Source organism: Psychrobacillus sp. NEAU-3TGS (assembly GCF_029955155.1).
Classification (GTDB): Bacteria; Bacillota; Bacilli; order Bacillales_A; family Planococcaceae; genus Psychrobacillus.
The window spans coordinates 85,035-104,013 of sequence record NZ_JAPNOZ010000006.1 but is presented as its reverse complement, the minus strand read 5'-3'; the positions used below and the strand labels follow the sequence as shown (position 1 = coordinate 104,013).

At 36.9% G+C, this 18,979-nt stretch carries 18 protein-coding genes and 1 pseudogene; 14 read left to right on the top strand and 5 right to left on the bottom strand.

The genetic code is table 11. The features are described from left to right. Positions 1–89: 89 nt before the first annotated feature. The 7 genes and pseudogenes from OR571_RS05280 to OR571_RS05250 all read left to right on the top strand — a co-directional run bounded on the left by OR571_RS05280 (position 90) and on the right by OR571_RS05250 (position 7,030). Positions 90–1,691 carry an ATP-binding protein gene (locus OR571_RS05280; protein ID WP_282241818.1) on the top strand — a complete coding sequence of 534 codons (1,602 nt, stop codon included), beginning with the start codon at positions 90–92 and terminating at the stop codon, positions 1,689–1,691. Between the two features lie 18 nt (positions 1,692–1,709). Then, positions 1,710–2,384, top strand: a complete 675-nt coding sequence (locus OR571_RS05275) for a response regulator (RefSeq protein ID WP_282241817.1) — start codon at positions 1,710–1,712, stop codon at positions 2,382–2,384. A gap of 45 nt (positions 2,385–2,429) precedes the next feature. Then, a complete protein-coding gene (locus tag OR571_RS05270; RefSeq protein ID WP_282241816.1) occupies positions 2,430–3,398 on the top strand; it encodes a tripartite tricarboxylate transporter substrate binding protein in 969 nt (322 codons plus the stop codon). Positions 3,399–3,581: 183 nt separating this feature from the next. After that, a complete protein-coding gene (locus OR571_RS05265; protein ID WP_282241815.1) occupies positions 3,582–3,740 on the top strand; it encodes a hypothetical protein in 159 nt (52 codons plus the stop codon). Between the two features lie 218 nt (positions 3,741–3,958). After that, positions 3,959–4,956, top strand: a pseudogene (locus tag OR571_RS22905) (AbrB family transcriptional regulator); the annotation flags it as partial. A gap of 334 nt (positions 4,957–5,290) precedes the next feature. Next, entirely contained in the window at positions 5,291–6,598 is a 1,308-nt protein-coding gene (locus OR571_RS05255; RefSeq protein ID WP_282241814.1) for a CitMHS family transporter, read from the top strand. A gap of 198 nt (positions 6,599–6,796) precedes the next feature. Further along, positions 6,797–7,030, top strand: coding sequence for a hypothetical protein (locus OR571_RS05250; RefSeq protein WP_481900362.1), 234 nt, complete (start codon positions 6,797–6,799; stop codon positions 7,028–7,030). 701 nt (positions 7,031–7,731) lie between these two features. On the opposite strand, the gene OR571_RS05245 is transcribed toward OR571_RS05250, so the two are convergent. Continuing rightward, the gene (locus OR571_RS05245) at positions 7,732–8,208 is read right to left on the bottom strand and encodes an Hsp20/alpha crystallin family protein (RefSeq protein ID WP_282241813.1); all 477 of its coding nucleotides are present in this window, start codon (positions 8,206–8,208) and stop codon (positions 7,732–7,734) included. Positions 8,209–8,470: 262 nt separating this feature from the next. Here OR571_RS05245 and rpmG point away from each other — a divergent pair, with 262 nt between their 5' ends. Further along, positions 8,471–8,620, top strand: coding sequence for a 50S ribosomal protein L33 (gene rpmG / locus OR571_RS05240; protein ID WP_282241812.1), 150 nt, complete (start codon positions 8,471–8,473; stop codon positions 8,618–8,620). A gap of 19 nt (positions 8,621–8,639) precedes the next feature. Next, positions 8,640–8,909 (top strand): 30S ribosomal protein S14, encoded by a 270-nt coding sequence (rpsN, locus tag OR571_RS05235; RefSeq protein ID WP_282241811.1) that lies wholly within the window; start codon positions 8,640–8,642, stop codon positions 8,907–8,909. 390 nt (positions 8,910–9,299) lie between these two features. Here the strand turns inward: rpsN and OR571_RS05230 are convergent, their stop codons facing one another. The 4 genes from OR571_RS05230 to OR571_RS05215 all read right to left on the bottom strand — a co-directional run bounded on the left by OR571_RS05230 (position 9,300) and on the right by OR571_RS05215 (position 13,316). After that, positions 9,300–9,587 carry a spore coat protein gene (locus OR571_RS05230; RefSeq protein WP_282241810.1) on the bottom strand — a complete coding sequence of 96 codons (288 nt, stop codon included), beginning with the start codon at positions 9,585–9,587 and terminating at the stop codon, positions 9,300–9,302. A gap of 19 nt (positions 9,588–9,606) precedes the next feature. Then, the gene (locus tag OR571_RS05225; RefSeq protein ID WP_142540085.1) at positions 9,607–9,810 is read right to left on the bottom strand and encodes a hypothetical protein; all 204 of its coding nucleotides are present in this window, start codon (positions 9,808–9,810) and stop codon (positions 9,607–9,609) included. Then, the gene (locus OR571_RS05220; protein WP_282241809.1) at positions 9,807–10,127 is read right to left on the bottom strand and encodes a hypothetical protein; all 321 of its coding nucleotides are present in this window, start codon (positions 10,125–10,127) and stop codon (positions 9,807–9,809) included. The genes OR571_RS05225 and OR571_RS05220 overlap by 4 nt, the downstream gene beginning before the upstream one ends. 156 nt (positions 10,128–10,283) lie before the next feature. Continuing rightward, positions 10,284–13,316, bottom strand: coding sequence for an efflux RND transporter permease subunit (locus OR571_RS05215; protein WP_282241808.1), 3,033 nt, complete (start codon positions 13,314–13,316; stop codon positions 10,284–10,286). Between the two features lie 348 nt (positions 13,317–13,664). Between OR571_RS05215 and OR571_RS05210 the strand changes: the two genes are divergently transcribed. From OR571_RS05210 to OR571_RS05190, 5 genes are all read left to right on the top strand, one after another. Then, positions 13,665–14,138, top strand: coding sequence for an MgtC/SapB family protein (locus tag OR571_RS05210; RefSeq protein ID WP_282241807.1), 474 nt, complete (start codon positions 13,665–13,667; stop codon positions 14,136–14,138). 111 nt (positions 14,139–14,249) lie between these two features. Continuing rightward, positions 14,250–15,221: a glutaminase gene (locus OR571_RS05205; RefSeq protein ID WP_481900365.1), complete on the top strand. Its 972-nt coding sequence runs from the start codon at positions 14,250–14,252 to the stop codon at positions 15,219–15,221. A 279-nt stretch (positions 15,222–15,500) separates the two neighbouring features. Next, positions 15,501–17,114, top strand: a complete 1,614-nt coding sequence (locus OR571_RS05200; RefSeq protein ID WP_282241805.1) for an ABC transporter substrate-binding protein — start codon at positions 15,501–15,503, stop codon at positions 17,112–17,114. A gap of 11 nt (positions 17,115–17,125) precedes the next feature. After that, positions 17,126–18,118 (top strand): ABC transporter permease, encoded by a 993-nt coding sequence (locus OR571_RS05195; RefSeq protein WP_282242060.1) that lies wholly within the window; start codon positions 17,126–17,128, stop codon positions 18,116–18,118. After that, positions 18,115–18,978, top strand: a complete 864-nt coding sequence (locus tag OR571_RS05190) for an ABC transporter permease (protein ID WP_282241804.1) — start codon at positions 18,115–18,117, stop codon at positions 18,976–18,978. The genes OR571_RS05195 and OR571_RS05190 overlap by 4 nt, the downstream gene beginning before the upstream one ends. Position 18,979 lies beyond the last annotated feature (1 nt).

Genomic DNA, 18,979 nt, shown 5'->3' with positions numbered 1-18,979 from the left:
TCTTTTTCGTATTTCCGTCCTATCATGTAAATTTGTTGGAGAAATGCTAAAATTGAAAAGATAGTTATTTTGAGAAAAGAGTTTTGACCATGCATAAACTTAAAAATATTCCATTACAAACAAAAATATTAGGTCTAATTAGTACGTTAATTCTTTTAATTATTATTCTTCTCGCAAGCATATTTGCTTACCTTCAATCGGTCGATACAAGAAATCATGTGAAACAGCTGGCGTTACAATCAGCAAAGTCGATTTCTCTCATGCCAGAGCTTAGGGATGCTATTGAACAAAAAGATATTGAGACTCACTTCGGACCAATTGCCGAGCAAGTAAAAGATCAGGTGCATGCGGCAAATATAATTATTGAAAATCGAGAGGGCATTATTTATTCACATACGAATCCAAGCCTGGTCGGTCAGAAGAGTTTAGACGATACCAGTTATCAGACATTGGTATTTGGTGGTTCTAATAATTTTGAAGCGCAGCGTGAGGAAGGCGCAGTTTTAATTGGGAAGGTTCCGATTATGGCTGATTATGGAGAATATACTCAAGTGATTGGAACGGTATCCGTCGAGTTTCTGGAAAGTGACATCTATGAGAGTATATATCAGCGGGTGAAAATTATTATTATCGCATCACTAATTGTATTGCTGTTAGGAATTACTGGAGGTATATTCCTAACAAAAAGTATAAGAAAAGATACGTTGGGGTTGGAACCACATGAAATTGCTGCATTGTATCGGGAAAGAAGTGCCATTCTTTTATCTGTTAAAGAGGCAATTATAGCTATTGATGAAAATGGATTTTTAACTTTGATCAATCATTCTGCAAAGTCTATGCTGAATCTTAACGAAAAAGATTTTATAGGTCAGCATATTCAGCATGTCCTTCAGGATATAAACATAGAGGATGCGTTAAAGACAGGAAAGACTGCTCATAATGTGGAGGTCTTGATCAATGATAAAATGTTCATCTTTAATATAATCCCGATAATCGAAAATGGAAATGTAACAGGCGTCGTTTCTAGTTTTCGAGACAAAACGGAGTTAAAAAAGCTGATGAATACAATAACAGAGGTACGTGACTATTCAGATGGACTTCGAGCACAAACACATGAGTACACCAATAAATTATATTTGTTATCAGGATTATTACAGTTAGAACGATATCAAGATGCATTTGAGCTTATTCAAAAAGAGTCTATTACTCATCAGCAGCAAAATGATATATTATTTAACCAAATTCATGATGCAAATGTCCAAGCTATTTTGTTAGGGAAGCTTGGAAAAGCATCGGAAAAGAAAATTATTCTTGAAATTGATGCCGACAGCTATGTAGACCCTTTACCAAGTCATATAGAGGTAACAGACATTATCACAATTATAGGAAATCTTATCGATAATGCGTTTGATGCGGTTGCAGAGCAGAAAGAGAAAAAAGTGACTTTTTCTATAATGGGACTTGGAAACGATATTATTATAGAAGTAATGGACAATGGAAAAGGAATCTCAGACGACTTGTTGGCATCCTTGTTTACGCTAGGTTACTCCTCTAAGGGTGAAAATAGGGGGTATGGTCTATTTAATGTCAACCGTATTGTAGAATCGCTTGGTGGAACAATTGAAGTGAGTAATAAACCTAATGGTGGGTCTATTTTTACAGTCTACCTTCCTAAAAAGGTTTTCGGATAGAGTAAGGAGTGGGATAAAGTGATTAAAGTTGCAATAGTTGAGGACGATTTTCGAATTGCCCAAGTACAAGAACAGTTTTTGCAAAAGGTAACGGGTGTAAAATTGGTCGGGAAGGCGCTAAATGCGAAAGAAGCGATGGAGCTTTTAAACGAAAATGAAGTAGATTTACTTTTACTAGATATCTATTTGCCTGATAAGCTTGGTACCGATTTATTAGCTACAATTAGAGAGAGTTATCCAGCAGTTGATATTATTATGGTGACAGCTGCAACGGAACGAACAATGCTTGAGAAGACAGCCAGATATGGTGTATTTAACTATCTATTAAAACCAGTAACCATGAAAAAATTTGTAGAAACCATTGAAGATTATAAAAGAAGAAAAGAATTATTAAGCAAGAGTGATGAGATTGATCAGACAATAATCGATAGATTCTTTGGAATCACCAACCAATCGACAATCCTGGAAAAGGATCTTCCTACAGGTGTTGATCGCCATACGTTAAAGAAAATAAAAGAAGTGGTGGAAGAGCTTAAGGGCGTCTCGATCGATGAAATGAGTGAGACGATGGGGGTATCTAGAACGACTGCAAGAAGATATCTAGAATTTCTTGTTTCAGAAAATGTCTGCATCGCAAAACATGAGTATGGAATTGTAGGAAGGCCTCTGCGAAAATATTACTTAATAGAATAACAAGTAACATTCATTCTACTTGAATCAATTAACGAGGGATAAACAATGAGGAAAAAAATAATAGTCATTGTGATGATTTTGGTGACGCTATTAACCGGATGTTTACCGGAAAAGAATCAAGAAGTCATTGCAAATGAAGTAACGATTATTGCTCCGAGTTCAATGGGTGGAGGCTGGGACTTAACAGCACGGGCAATGCAAGACGTTTTAATAAGTGAAAACTTAATAGACGAAGATATTCAAGTAATGAATAAAATAGGAGCTGGTGGAGAGTTAGGCTGGAAATATACAAATCAGCAAAAAGGTCATGTATTAGCTATTAATTCTAGTTTGCTCATTACCAATCATTTATTAGGCCAGAGTAAGATAACTTATAAAGATTTTACACCAATCGCCACGTTAGCTACGGAATGGGAGGTTGTGATCGTTTCTAAGGATTCAACTATAAGCAGTGCAAGGAGCTTAATGAACAATATGGAAGAAGCCCCCCATAATTTTAAAATTGGTGTTTCTCCAAGATTAGGGAATGATGATCAGCTATCGTTTGTATTGGCGGGTAAACAAGTGGGATTAAAATCCGATGAGCTTGATTTTTATATATATGAAAACAGTGCTCAAGTAGTAGATGCCTTATTAAAAAAGCAAATAGATGTGGCAACAATGACTTTAGCAGAGGCAAAAAAATATTACGATATCAATCAAGTGAAAATACTCGTTATTTCATCAGATAAGAGATTAAAAGAGCTTCCAGATGTTCCTACATGGTCAGAGGAAGGCATTGATTTAGTATTTGAACATTGGCGTGGTGTGATGGGACCGCCAAACATGACGAAGGATGAAATTCAATTTTGGGATACGACAATCGAAAAAATGGTGCAAACAGAAAAGTGGCAGCAAACGCTAGAGAAGTATATGTGGAAAGACTTTTATAAGAACAGTAGTGAAACTGCAAAATTTCTAGAAGAGCAAGATAGGATGTATGAAACTTTAATGAATGTAAATAGGGAAGATTAATATGTCTATGAACAAAATAAACAAAATAGTTTAAATAAATTTAATGATATAATATTTCGTATTATTTACTTTTTACACTAATAGCTGTACGATTGGCAAAAGTACAAGACACTGGCTTGTTTCAAACCTAGCTACTGTCTTTACAGCGTTACTTTTTAATATAACTATTGGAGGAACGGATAAATGTGGATTCTAACTGTTTATACGAATGATGGTAGTATTAAAATGTTTGAATTTGAGGACGAAAAAGAAGCAAGAGAATCAACAGAAAAGATAAAAGACAATAAAATTCTCTCAAATGTCGTCTATTTCAACGATCGTATTATAGAAGCTGTTATTTAAGAGGAATGTTATAATTACAAGGTTGACTCCAAGATCTATGTGTTAATATCTCCACCTTTTCATACAAGAGGGGAGAGAAGGACTGCATAATCTGAGACAGCCTTGTTTTTTCGTATATAAGTGATTAGTAAGAACGGGAGGACATCATGACTTTAGCATCTGTTGTTAAGTTGATAAATAAAAGAAAACAAAGCCAGCTTCCATTTATAGAAACTTTACTATGTGGCATATTAGGTGGTTTGATATTCACATTATTAAAATTACCGTTGTCGTGGATGTTAGGACCTTTAACGGCTGTTATAGTCTGGAAGTTATTATCCAACCGGAATTCATATTGGCCGGCAAGTTTTAAAAATGGAGGTCAAATGTTACTAGGTTATAGTATGGGCCTATCGTTTACGATTGCTAGTGCGAAACAGATTGTAGACCAGCTACCATCCATGGCTATTATTACTATTCTAATGGTAGTTGTCGGAATGGCAATTGCTTTTTTTGTTTCCAAATTAACTGGCATTAATATAGCAAGTGCGGTAATGGGGACGACGCCTGGTGGGTTATCCCAAATGGTTTTATTGAGTGAAGAGATCAAAGGAGCAGTTCCACCATTGTTACCTTCATGCAAACAATTAGAATGTTAACAGTTATCTTCATTGTACCTACACTGTCAATTCATGCATTTTCAAGTGGTGGAACAATAGCCGGTACTCCTACTGTTGATGTAGTAACGCAAACAGAATACAGCAATTTTTTTCAAATTATTACGGTTCTTATCATTGTTCTACTTATCACTGCGTGTGCAGTTCGCTTCAAATTTCCAACCCCATGGATTATAGGACCTCTACTATCATCCGCTATATTAACTGTGGCTGGCTTTGGAACATTTCCGTTACCTCACATACTTATCATACTTGCCCAGCTTTGCTTAGGTGTTTATTTGGGTCTCGGAATAAAAATGGATATGCTGAAAAATTGGAAAAAGCTACTGCCCTTTTCGATTGTTTCTGGATTTTTGATTGTTGGTTTTGCGCTTGTTTTAGCTTATGGCTTACATATCGTCTATCCGATTTCAATGACTACAGCTTTTTTATGTATAGCTCCAGGTGGCTTACCAGAAATGGGTGTTACGGCACACACCGTCCAAGCGGATGTATCAATGGTTGCCGCCTATCAGTTGTTTCGTGTTTTTTTCATATTGTTTATCGTTCCGATTTTTTAAGGTATGTATTTGGTGGCCCGGATGTTTTAGAGAGTTCGGCAAAAGCTTAACTTATTCTATTTAAAGACTTACGACCTGATTTGTAACCTGCACTCCCATATATAGCTCAAAAAACGCTTGGATTTACCAAGCGTTTGTCTAAATCTATTCCTAATTTTCAAATAATAATTTTAATGTACTAAATGGCTGTAAAGTATTTAAATAACTATATTTTGTAAACGTTTACATAGATGTTTTCCTCCTTTATATTAATTAAATAATATCTAAATTGTTTAATTATTTTCCATATTTGATAAATGACATTTGGGGAAAAGAAGTAGTGAGGGGGAAAAGTATGTTAGCACTTTTAGGTTTTTCAATGATCGCCGTATTTATGTATTTAATAATATCAAAACGTATGTCCGCTATGGTTGCGTTAGTTGCGATACCAATTTTGTTTGCATTACTAGGAGGATTTGGACAGGGCATCGGTGAAATGATGCTAGAAGGTATAAAGCAAGTAGCACCGACTGGTGTCATGTTAATGTTTGCTATACTGTACTTTGGTATAATGATTGATGCGGGCTTATTTGATCCGCTTGTGGCAAAAATTTTAACGATTGTTAAAGGTGATCCATTAAAAATTGTTATAGGTACAGCTATTCTTGCGATGATTGTTGCACTTGATGGTGATGGAACAACAACATATATGATTACAGTATCAGCAATGCTGCCGTTATATAAGCGCATTGGAATGAACCCACTTATCTTAACCTGTGTTGCGATGCTCTCATTTGGCGTTATGAACATGACACCTTGGGGTGGACCGACAGCTAGAGCGGTAGCAGCATTGCAGCTTGATGTAGCAGATGTGTTCACACCTCTTATCCCTGTTATGGCTGCAGGAATTCTGTGGATTTTATTTACAGCGTTCATTCTTGGGAAAAAAGAGCGTAAAAGATTGGGAGTTGCCAAGATCCAATATTCAAAGGAAGAGATGCTTGCTGTAAGTGAGTTAGCGGCAACTTCCACAGTAGAGGACTATAAACGACCAAAAATGTTATGGGTTAACCTTGCATTAACAGTTGCACTGATTGTTTGTTTGGTTACTTCTGTATTACCATTATCTACTTTGTTCATGATTGCTTTTGTTATAGCGCTTATGATTAACTATCCAAATCTAGAAGATCAGAAAGCCAGAATTTCTCATCATGCAGGAAATGTACTTGCAGTTGTTGGATTAGTTTTTGCTTCGGGTATTTTCACTGGAATTTTATCTGGAACGGAAATGGTTGATGCAATGGCCAATAGCTTAGTTGCCGTTATTCCAGAATCTTTTGGTTCGAGTTTTGCTGTTATTACTGCTGTAACAAGTATTCCATTTACTTACTTTATGGCAAATGATCCTTACTATTTCGGCGTGTTGCCAATCTTGGCTGAAACTGCTGCAGCTTATGGGGTAGATCCAGTAGAGATTGCGCGTGCTTCTATATTAGGTCAACCAGTTCATGCGATGAGCCCATTAATGGCTTCTGCTTACCTACTTGTGGGGATGGCTGGTGTAGAATTTGGAGATCACCAAAAGTTTATCATTAAGTGGGCATTAGGTTCATGTTTTGTCATGATTACAGCAGCAATTTTGTTAGGAGTTATAACTTTCTAATATAAAAAATCATCTCGGCTTTTTAGCTAGAGATGATTTTAGTATTTTTCGGGGAGTTTGAGAAAGGTATGTCTAACCGGAATATTTAATAATAGAGGAATTTTTCAGTCTTAAACAGGATTGTTTAAGTGATGGTACAATAGGAATTAAGGTAGATTATTGTTCTAATTTAATGGAGAAACTAGTGGAGGTGTGAATATGAATAAAAAATGGACGTTTGAACAAATACGAGATTATGTTGCGAAGAACTCAGATAGTGAATTACTTTCAAAAGAATATCTAGGTTTTTCGCAAAAACTACAGTTTAAATGTTCATGTGGAAATGAATTCGAAAAAACATTTACAAAATTTAAAGGTAGTAATCAAAAAAATGTTCTAACTGTCAAGAAGCGAGACCTTCTCGTTAAAGTTTTCAAAATATTACCTCGATGATTAATAGAAACAAGAAGAAACCAATCATAGTATTTAATCTATGATTGGTTTCTTTTTGTTCCTAGCTTAGGAAATAATAAGCTCTATGGCTTGTAGATCAGTATAGAGAAACTGTGCGGTAGTGGGTTGATTGAAGTGTCCGCTAGGATTTCCGCTACAGGGCGTACGCTTTCCGCCGGCTTGGCTTCAGCCGCTTCCCTCGCTATGCTCAGTCCAGGGTCTTCAGCTCAAGCTATTCCGGCTGGAGTCCACGCCCTTTCGCTCCAATCCATTTTAATAGCTAACAACTCAACTTTAACTCTTTCCATTAAGAGCAACAAACTAGTCGCTGAAAGTAACTAAATTAGCAGGAAAGCAATCAAATCGTAAAAGAACAAGTTTACTTCTAAAAGCGATAATTATTAAGCAATGCTATCCCAATAAATGGTTGAGTAATTCGAGCTTTATCCTGCTCAATGCGGATACTAAATGAGCAAGAAATTCCCATTGATTGTAGCGCAAGGCTGCTCACCGCCCGCCCCGCGGTAAGCGTCCGCCTGGAGCGGAAATCAATTGCCTTTGCCGTATCTCTTACGTCGCAGTTTCTCTATTATGGGCGATATTCCAATATTATTGCTCATTTCCATTTGCCATAGGGGGCGGATATAGGTACTTGCTCTATTGTTTCTATTTTTTGAGGGTTGAACCAAAGTTATTAAGAATTATTGGTCATCAAGTGTAAGGAATCTTCGCTGCAAAGCATTCTTTGGAAAAGAGATTCTTAACATTTCATTTTGAAAAGTAACTAGAGTATCTTTTTCAGGGATTGTATAAGGAAGAGTAATCATTTGCTCTCTTCTTGAATAAAATTGTTTTCTGCCTGTGTGCGTGGGATATTTAATTTCTTCCTGAATAGAGTCCTCTACACCTATTCTTAGATGATTTTCTACAATTTCTAATTTAATCTGATTGCGTTTGCAGCCAGGTAATTTTACTTCGACAATCACGTCCGTTTCGGTTTCAAATGTGTCAATTTGAAATGAATGAAATGGAAGATGATTGTCTAGATGGTTAAAAAATTGACTGAAAAGCGAATCCATTTGTTGCATCATATTCCATAATGGTTTAAAACCAAATTCCGATGCTACCATGAAATGATCATTTTTCTTTTGGGGAAGATTACCATCGCCATAATTCATTTTTGTGCCTCCTACCAGTATTTATACTCATGCATACATTATGTAGGGGCGAAAGATGGGAGTGGGCTAAGTGAAATGTAATATGTACAAGCGAATAAAATTTTCTTTACTTTTTACCAATGTTATGATTTAATTCATTATATCAACAAACCGTAATCATTACTATTTGTGTCGATGATATTTTTATATTCAGTTGATGGCTTATAGCTTATAGTTTAGTTTTTAAATTATAAGGAAGTTATTACTAGGAGGAACAGCAATTATGAGAGTAAATATTACATTGGCTTGTACAGAGACGGGCGATCGAAATTATATTACAGCGAAGAACAAGCGGACCAATCCGGAACGTATTGAACTAAAAAAATATTGCCCGCGTGTACGCAAAGTAACGCTTCATAGAGAAACAAAATAATAAAGAGGGAGGTATTACAATGGCAAAAAAATCGAAAGTGGTCAAGGACAAAAAACAGCGAGAACTGGTTATTCGCTATGCAGAACTTCTGAAGGAATTAAAAGAAATGGGAGATTATATTGGGCTCAGCAAGCTTCCGAAAAATTCGTCACCTACACGATTAAAAAATCGTTGTGAAGTGACTGGAAGACCAAGAGGTTATTTGCGTAAATTCAATATATCTAGAATTGCATTTCGAGAATTGGCACATAAAGGACAATTACCCGGTGTAAAAAAATCGAGTTGGTAATATAAATCAGGATTACATTAAATACTTTAGTTTGTCTATAACACTTGAAGAGAAGGGCTAGGAAAAGAATTTCTTTCGAAAAGTATAGTTAACCTAATGACGTTGGAGAACCTTCAATGCAATTATTGGGAGATTTGACCGTTTGATGTCGACTTAGGGATAATGTGTCGTGAAAAGCATTATTACACCCTAACTTACTAGTTTCAAATAATCTGTATGTATCTTATTAGTATTCCTTTAATGTAATCTAGAAAATGTTTATTCAACAACTCCAAAAGTTTTGTGTTGATGACGGGTATTAAAGAGTAGGAATTAATATAGCCATAAAAAAGCACTATCTCCCTAGGGATAATGCTTTTTCTAAATTATTCTTTGCAGTACTTTCTTCTATCAATTATCTGGATGCAGGTTATTTTGCATGAGTTCCTGTACTTTGTCAATCTGTTCCTGAGACGCAAGCTCGGTCTTATACCAGCCTTTATTGCTCATTATTTCAAAAAGCTGATAATGGTTTGAATTTGCATTTTCAAAGCATTGCTTATATATTTCTCGTAGTTGTTGATGTGTTGTCTCTAATATAGTATTGCTGATGCTTCGACAGCGTCCTTTTTCTAATTCTAAACAAAGCTGGAGTATTTCCCGGTCTGTTAGTCCGCGTTCTGCGATATTATTTGGCATATGAATCCACCTTTTGTTGTTATTGAATGTTATTTGTTTGGTTGAAATATTGGGAGAGCTCGATAATTTTTAGCTGGTGTTTTTCTGCCATCTGCTCAAGTGTTTTTCTTAGCTCTGGGTCTTTACATTGCGTTGCACACCAGTTCATCGTTTTTGCGGTGATCACCTCTGCACGAATTTCATCCTCCATAAATGCTAATTCTTTCATCGTTAGAACAGTCATCTCATATCACCTCCAAAACTATAAGAAAGTCTTTTCTCATACTCTTTCATACATATGGACAATTTATTGATAGCGGCACCAATAGGATTATTTATCGTTACCATTGAATTTAATTGCTGGGATATTATTGTAGATGAAGCTTGGTGAAATTTCTTCATCATTATTTTCAGCATAGAACTCTTCTTGGATAGCGATATTCGCTTCCGTAGCTGAGGTAACATCTTTTTGTAGGTAAGTTTTTTTTCTTCATTCATTTTTTCGTTCAACTCAATGTTTACTTCGGCTGCTTCCACTTGGGAAAACTTATCTTTTTTCATGTTCTTCACTCCTATTATTTTTAGTATGAAGCAAAAAGGAAGGAAAATACGAAACGTATAACAATGAATTGCCAATTAGAACTCAATTACCCTAAAAAGAAATAAATAAAACCAGACTATAGCTTTGAACTAGGGTCTGGTTTTAAGAGGCACATATTATGAAGTTATTTCTCGCTCAGCTGACTGATTCATCCGCTGTTTCTTAGATTTTCTAAAATAAAGTAATTCATAAATACAAGGAATTACAATCAATGTTAGTAATGTTGCCATTGCTAATCCACCTATAACAACAATAGCAAGGCTTTGTGATACTAAACTTCCTGATTCCGCTTGCTTCATGAGTAGTGGAAGCATTGCACAGATTGTCGCGATTGCGGTCATGAAAATTGGTCTCATTCTTGTTGCGGTTGCTTCGACAAGTGCATCGCGAATAATCATTTTTTGTTCATTTTGCTTCACACGATCTAATAGTACAATCGCATTTGTTACGACAATCCCAATTAGCATTAATGCTCCAAGAAGAGCTGTAATATCAACTGATATTCCACTAATAAGAATTCCAAGGATTGCTCCAATTGCTGCAAGTGGTAATGAGCATAGAATCGCGATTGGTGCTTTAATAGATTTAAATGTGATGACCATGATTAAAAATACAATTCCGATAGATACAAGCATTATAAGGAATAAATCTGTAAAGTCTTCTGCTTGTTGGCTGCTTGAACCACCGATAAGGACATCGACATTTTCTGGGATATCTAAACCTGCTTTATCCTCTTTATCGCCGAAAATTTCAAGATTTACTGCACTTGAGATTTCTGATAGCTTTGCTGGATCTACGGAAGCTGTAACTCGAAGATAGGTATCTCCGTCTTTATGAAACTGGTTCGTTGATCTTTCCTCACTTTGTAATGTAGCAATCGATGAAACTGGAACAAGACCTGTATCCGTCATAACTTGGATTTTTTCTAAGTCTTCTGTTGTTTTAGTATCGAGAAGTGGTTCCAAGAATACTGTTTTTTGTTTATCATTCACACTAATTGTTCCGATTGGTGTTTTATTTAACATGACACCTAACTGTTGTGCAACTTGTTCTGTATTTCCTTTTGACGGGTCAACTACGAGAGAGTGCACTGTTTTCTTTTCGTCTTGATTGGTCGTTACTTCCTCTACACCTTCAATACTTTGTACTTTTTCTTTTATAGCTGTTGCTACTTCTTCCAAATCAGTTACATTTTCACCAACGACATCAATTGTAATACTCGTGCTTGAACCACCCATCATAAAGGAGGCTGCCGATAATTCTAAAGTGGCATCAGGATAGTCCTCTTTTTTCTTTTCCATTTCTTTCATGATATGTTCTGTATCTTTTTTATCGTGCACTAAAATACTGAAGGACGCTTCAGTTGGTGATCCTACCCATCCATATTGAGCTGCTTCTGCTGGAGAACCGACTTGAGAAAATACATGCTGCACCTCATCTATTGCCAGAATGGAGGATTCAAGCTCCAATGTCTTTTCCTTTACTTCCGTTATTGGTGTGTCATTTGGGTAACTAAGTGTTGCCATGACATAGTCAGCAGAAGAATTGTCCACTGCTCCTTTAGGGATGACAAAATAAGTACCGATGGATCCGAAAAATAGAAGTATGGAAATAGTGAAGACAATCCATTTGTGGTTTAAAGACCACGTAACTAGTTTTGGAAAACGAATAGCTGGTTTATGTTCAGGCATCTTTGTATTTTTTAATAATCTTGCACTCATTACTGGCACAACAGTTAACGCTACGAGTAACGATGCAAGTAAGGAATAGGTAACCGTTAAGGCAAATGGTAATAGGAATTCTTGTAATCCACCATTTAATAAGCTCATTGGTAAGAATACGGCTACTGTTGTCAGCGTGGAAGCAGTAATCGCAACACCTACTTGTTTTGTTGCGTCAATAACCATTTGAACGGAGAATTTCTCTGACTGCATTTTGCGGAAAATATTCTCGATAACAACGATACTGTCGTCTACTAAACGTCCCACTGCAACAGCGACACCACCAAGCGTTAAAATATTCAGGGTTACTCCAGACATTGATAATAGGAATAACGTAAAACATAGTGATAAAGGAATCGATACGATAGTGATAAAGGTAGAACGGATATTTCGTAAAAAGAGCATAATAACAATGGTTGCAAATAGTGCACCAAGTAGCACTTCTTTTATCATCGTATGAACGGAGTTTTCGACTAAATCAGCGGATGATACGTAAATGACAGATTCCTGCTGATTATATTTTTCATTGATTTCCTTTGTTGCTTTTTCAACTTCTTTACTAATCGTTACAGCATTCGATTGGCTGTCTTTCGTGATGCTTATATCTAAGCTGTCTTTTCCATTAAAACGGCTGATAAAGTTTGTATCCTTTGTTTCTTCAATAGAGGCAATATCACTTAGCTTTACATTTGGAGCTACTGTTAACCCCTTTAGCTTTTCAATGCTTGTGACATCCCCAATTACTTTAACATTGCTCGTTTTACCGTCTATCGTTTTTTCTCCGACAGCTACAGCAGTATTTTGACCTTGAAGTACTCCCATGACCGCTTGAAGAGGAATTTGATTTTCGGCCAATTTTTCTTCATCAATCTTGATAGAAATAATGGAATCCGTAACGCCATATACATCTACATTAGAAACACCTTTAATCTCTTGATAGATAGATTTAAGCTCTTCTCGTGCAAAATCCATATTTTCCGTAGTTAAACCTTCATCAAAAGTAACGGCAATGTTGACGATTGGAATCATGGACGTATTTAGCTGTGATATGGTAGGTTTAGCTATATAGGGAGGCAATGCCACACTGCTAATTGCATCCTGTACATCCTGTTTCGCTTGTTTCATATCAGACCCTGCTTCAAAAAATAGGTCTACTTTTGAAAAGCCATCCCCCGTTGTAGAATAAACAGATGTTTTTCCATTCAATCCAGTAACTGCTCTTTCAATTGGAATGGTCACTTCAGACTCCATTGTTTTGGAGTCAGTGCCATGACCCATAGAAATGATCGTTACTTGCGGATTATCCGCAGTCGGTAAAAATTCCATTGGTAGCCTAAAATAACTGACTATACCTATCACTAATATTAAAATCGTTAATACAGCGACAGCGGCCCTGTTACCAAAAGCCCATTTAGTAAACGTTGACATAGAAATAATTCCTCCTAAAAATTACAATTTTGCACCAATAAAATGCTAGCATAAAAGAAAAGTAAAAAAACAGATTTGTAGATAATTTTAAAAATTTTACAAAAACTTAATTTCTAAAAGCTCCCTTCTATCGGTAAAGTTCCTATTTCATTTTAGAAAATAGAAAAATGTTCCACATTGAACCTTAGATTTAACTTTTTCTACGACCTAAGGCTTAGAAGGGGGGAGTTAACTGGCTGACGCTAATTATTAGGAATAACCTGGTCACGGTTATGGCTATAATGAACCATGGAAAGATGATTTTAGGAATATGTCTTGATATAAGTAAACTTAAAGGAGTAATGCATGATGAATTTTATATCCTCATTATTTGATTCGCATATTGACTTATATATAAGACTGGTTGTAGCAACGATAGTCGGATTTTTTATAGGTTTAGAAAGGGCGATAAAAAATAAGCCCGCAGGTATTAGAACTCATATATTAGTATGTTTAGGATCGACATTAGCGATGTCCTTATCAACTTTAAATCAAGGACCCTATATGGACCCGATGCGGTTGGCAGCTCAAGTAATAAGTGGCATTGGTTTTCTTGGAGCAGGTGTAATTTGGATAGATAAGGGAAATGTGAAGCGTGGACTTACTACTGCTGCAAATCTTTGGATTACTGCGTGTGTCGGTTTGACAATAGGGTATGGAGCATATGATTTAGCAATTATTACGGCAGTGTTAATGTTTATAGCGATGAACTTGCCAAAGCTTGTGGTGAAAATAGGGATTTTACCATCCAGAGAAAAAGATGATGATAGTGATGGGGAGTAACCAAATAGTTTAAATAAGACAAATGAAGCAAAGACTACAATTATCGTAATTAGCGGTAATTGTAGTTTTTTATGGTTATTTACTGCCAAGAAGTAGGTTACAGAATGGGGGATAAAAGCAGTGGAACAAACAAGTAACCAAAAGTTAATCGATGACTGGATTAAGCATTATCGCTCCTTTACTTCACAAGGAAAAAATGCCTCCTACATACCAGCTTTAGAAAAGGCAAATTCTTCTCATTTAGGCATTTCCATCATAGAACCAGATGGAAGCATTATAAGGTCCGGTGATTGGGAAGTAGTATTCACGCTACAAAGCATTTCTAAAGTAATTAGTTTTATCGCAGCATGTATGCATCATGGAGTTCCTTATGTTTTGGAACGGGTCGATTTAGAACCAACCGGTGATCCATTTGACTCTATCATTCGTTTAGAGATGCATAAGCTCGGCAAGCCACTAAATCCCATGATTAATGCAGGAGCTATTACGGTATCTTCTATCCTACCGGGGGAAGACTCAAAAACGAAGTTGGATTCCGTATTACTATTAATGGAGAAAATGGTTGGGAAACCATTTACCTACAATGAAGAAGTGTTCCTCTCTGAATGGAAAACGGCGAATCGAAATAGAGCGCTCGCTTATTATTTAAAAGAGACAGGCTATTTAGAAATAGAAGTAGAGGAAGCTTTAGAAGTGTATTTGAAACAATGCTCGATTGAAGTGACGACAGAAGATATTGCTTTGATGGGGTTAGTACTAGCACATGATGGCTATCATCCACTTCAGAAAGCCCAAATCCTTCCGAAAGAAGTTGCTAGATTGGCAAAGAGTCTTATGCTGACTTGTGGTGTCTACAATAACTCGGGACGATTTGCTGCATTCATTGGGATTCCGTCAAAAACAGGAGTTTCTGGAGGCGTTATGGCAGCAGTACCACCTCGTGTTAGACAGGAGGCATCTCCTCTACTCGAAGGATGTGGGATAGGTATTTATGGACCTGCTATCGATGAGTATGGAAGTAGTGTAGCGGGAGTTTTTTTATTGGAGAAAATAGCGAAAACATGGGATTTGAGTATTTTTTAGAATAAAAATATATAAGGCTTTCCTAGTGTTGTACATAAGGGAGGCCTTCTCTCTAAATACTGTCCTATTTAGTTGTTGATACCTTATAAAAACAGTCGTATAATACGTAATGGAATCACTAGCAAATTCTATCCATTTTATTCTGTTTTCTTCCACCCACTCTCTGGTAATCTTCCGCATTACCAAAATATGACCTTCGTCATGCCACAAATAATATTTCTTTCATTCTTTATTTTAAACCGGATCGATTTCAATTTTTTAATAAAAGGAGTGCAGTAAATGACCAAAAAGTTTTTCGGTTTCATCGTTATAGCTACTCTAGCTGTATCGATAATATTAGCAGGATGTTCAACATCTAATTCACAACAAAATAATGATAAAAGTAAGGAAGCTCCAAAAGATGAGCTTGTTTTAGCTTTTGGGTCTGAACCTGAAACTGGATTCGATCCAACGACTGGTTGGGGACGTTATGGTTCTCCTCTATTTCAAAGTACTCTATTAAAAAGAGATGACAAGCTTAATATTGTTAATGATTTGGCAACAAGTTATGAGGTAAATGAAGACGGCAAAGTTTGGACTGTAAAATTACGTGAAGATGTGAAATTTTCAGATGGCGAGCCTTTAACAGCACAAGACGTTAAATTTACTTTTGAAACAGCGATGAACAGTGGATCTGTTGTGGATTTGAATGGATTGGAAAAAGTAGAGGCAGTGGATAATACAACTGTTAAATTCATACTGAAGGAAGCACAATCTACGTTTATAAATAATTTAGTTGCAACTGGTATTGTACCGAAGCATGCATATAGTGAAAACTATGGAGAAAACCCAATAGGCTCCGGACCATATCAGCTCGAACAATGGGACAAGGGCCAACAGCTAATTGTTAAGGAAAATCCTGAATACTATGGCAAAAAACCTTACTTTAAAAAAGTTACTTTTGTATTTTTAAATGAAGACTCTGCCTTTGCGGCTGCTCAAGCAGGAACAGTTGATCTTGCGTATATCCCAGCAGCATATAGCAAACAGAACGTTCCTGGCATGAAAATTAAAGCAATAAAAACAGTAGATAATCGTGGGATTGTATTTCCTTATGTGAAGTCCGGTAACTTTACAAAGGACGGCTTACCAATTGGGAATGATGTGACAGCAGATCCGGCTATTCGTCACGCGATAAATATTGCGGTAGATCGAAAAGCATTAATCGACGGAGTGTTAGAAGGCTATGGTTCCCCAGCTTATACATCAGTCGATGGGCTACCTTGGTGGAATCCAGATACAGTGATAGAAGATGCAGATGTAGACGGAGCACGTCAACTATTAGAAGAAGCAGGCTGGAAAGATACAGATAATGATGGAATTCTTGAAAAAGGCAATATGAAAGCAGAATTTACTCTCTATTACGTTGCGGATGATGTAATAAGACAATCACTTGCAATTTCCGTTGCGGATATGATGAAACCACTTGGTATTAATATAAAAGTTGAAGGCGGCAGTTGGGATATTATCGGACAAAAAATGTATTCCGAAGCTGTTCTGATGGGATGGGGAAGTCATGACCCGCATGAAATGTATAATATCTATGGCGGTAATAATGCCGGAGTAGATTACTATAATACTGGATATTATCGAAACGATACAGTTGACGGATATTTTAAAAAGGCCCTTCAAGCGAAAAGTGAAGCAGAAGCAATTGAGTTTTGGCAAAAGGCTCAATGGGATGGAACGACTGGTTTAAGTGCAAAAGGAGATGCTCCATGGGCATGGTTAGTCAATATTGATCACCTGTACTTAGTGAAAGAAGGTCTTGATATAGGAGAACAAAGAATCCACGTACATGGACATGGTTGGCCGGCAACAGATAATATCGTTGACTGGAAATGGAGTAAATAAACGTGCGTAAAATGCTTTTAGGAAAGCTAGGAATCTTTCTATTACTGAAAGGTTTAAGAATGCTTACATTATTAATAGCTATTTGTTTCATTTCGTTTTTGTTAGTAAAAAACTCTCCAATAGATCCGATTCAAGCCTATATTGGTGCGGATATGTTAAAAGTGGGGCCGGAGCAACGAGAAAAGATAGCCGAGTATTGGGGACTTGATCAACCAGTTATGGTGCAGTTTTTGAATTGGGGATCTGCCCTACTGGCTGGTGACTTGGGCACATCCATGATTTTTCGTCGACCGGTAGCGGAAATAATAGGAGAACGATTTGTAAACTCTCTTGTCCTAATGATAACAGCATGGGTTCTATCAGGAGTAATTGGTTTTGTTATGGGAGTTTTGTCTGCTATGAAGAAGGACACTTGGATTGATCGATTGATTAAGTGGTATTGTTACACACTTGCATCTACTCCTACTTTTTGGATGGGACTTTTAATGCTCATAGTGTTCGCTGTGTGGCTCGGCTGGTTTCCAATCGGATTGGGTGTTCCAGCAGGGGTACTTGCAGCTGATGTGACCATTGCAGATCGAATAGAGCATCTTATTCTACCGGCCATTACACTAAGTATTATTGGTGTTGCTAATGTTGCGTTACATACGCGTCAGAAGCTAATCGATGTACTTGCGAGCGATTATGTGTTGTTTGCGAGGGCTAGAGGAGAACGTGGTTTTATATTGTTTTGGAGGCATGGATTACGTAATGTTGCTTTGCCAGCAATAACCTTACAATTTGCGGCGTTTGGCGAATTATTTGGAGGCGCTGTACTTGCAGAGCAAATATTCTCTTATCCAGGTCTAGGACAAGCGACGGTAGAAGCAGGTCTTCGGGGAGATGTTCCGCTTCTATTAGGATTAGTCATTTTTAGTACATTCTTTGTTTTCGCAGGGAATTTAATTGCTGATTTGATTTATTATGCTGTAGACCCAAGAACGAGGGAGAGTAGAATGATATGATTCAAAATCTCCATGTTCGAAAAAAAGAAGAAAATCGATTTTCGTTAAATCGAAGACAAAGGAAGCTCATAACAAGTATTGTTGCGGCGATACTTTTGCTAGGTATAGTAGTGGTTGGTGCTTTACTAGATGAGGATAGAATTGCGACTAATCTTATTGCTCGTAATTTAGCACCGTCTTTTGATCATCTTTTTGGTACAGATTGGCTAGGGAGAGATATGTTTGCCCGAACAATTATGGGCCTTTCATTAAGTGTGAAAGTTGGATTGATTGGAGCAATTGGCAGTACGTCTATTGCGCTAATTCTAGGTATGGCAGCAGCGACAATGGGTAAAGTAGCTGATCGTATAATCTCATGGCTGATCGATCTATTCCTCAGTGTCCCTCATCTTGTGACCTTAATACTCATTGCGTTTACGTTAGGAGGAGGGTTTAAGGGGATTGTCATGGGGCTTGTTTTAACTCACTGGCCAAGTTTGGCCCGTGTTATTAGAGCTGAGGTTATGCAAATTCGATCAGCAGAATATGTTCAGATTTCCAAGCAACTAGGAAAATCTAGGGGGTGGATTGCAGTTCATCATATACTTCCCCACCTAACCCCGCAAATCTTAATCGGTTTTATGTTGATGTTTCCTCACGTGATTTTACACGAATCTGCCGTAACATTTATAGGTTTAGGGCTGTCTCCACACGAGCCGGCTATTGGCATTATTTTGTCAGAATCCATGAAGTATTTGTCTGCAGGTATGTGGTGGCTTGCTTTTTTCCCAGGCCTTTGCCTGCTTATGATAGTTCAGACATTCGACCGAATAGGAGAAAATCTTAGATTACTTTTGGATCCTACGAAAAGCAATGATTAAT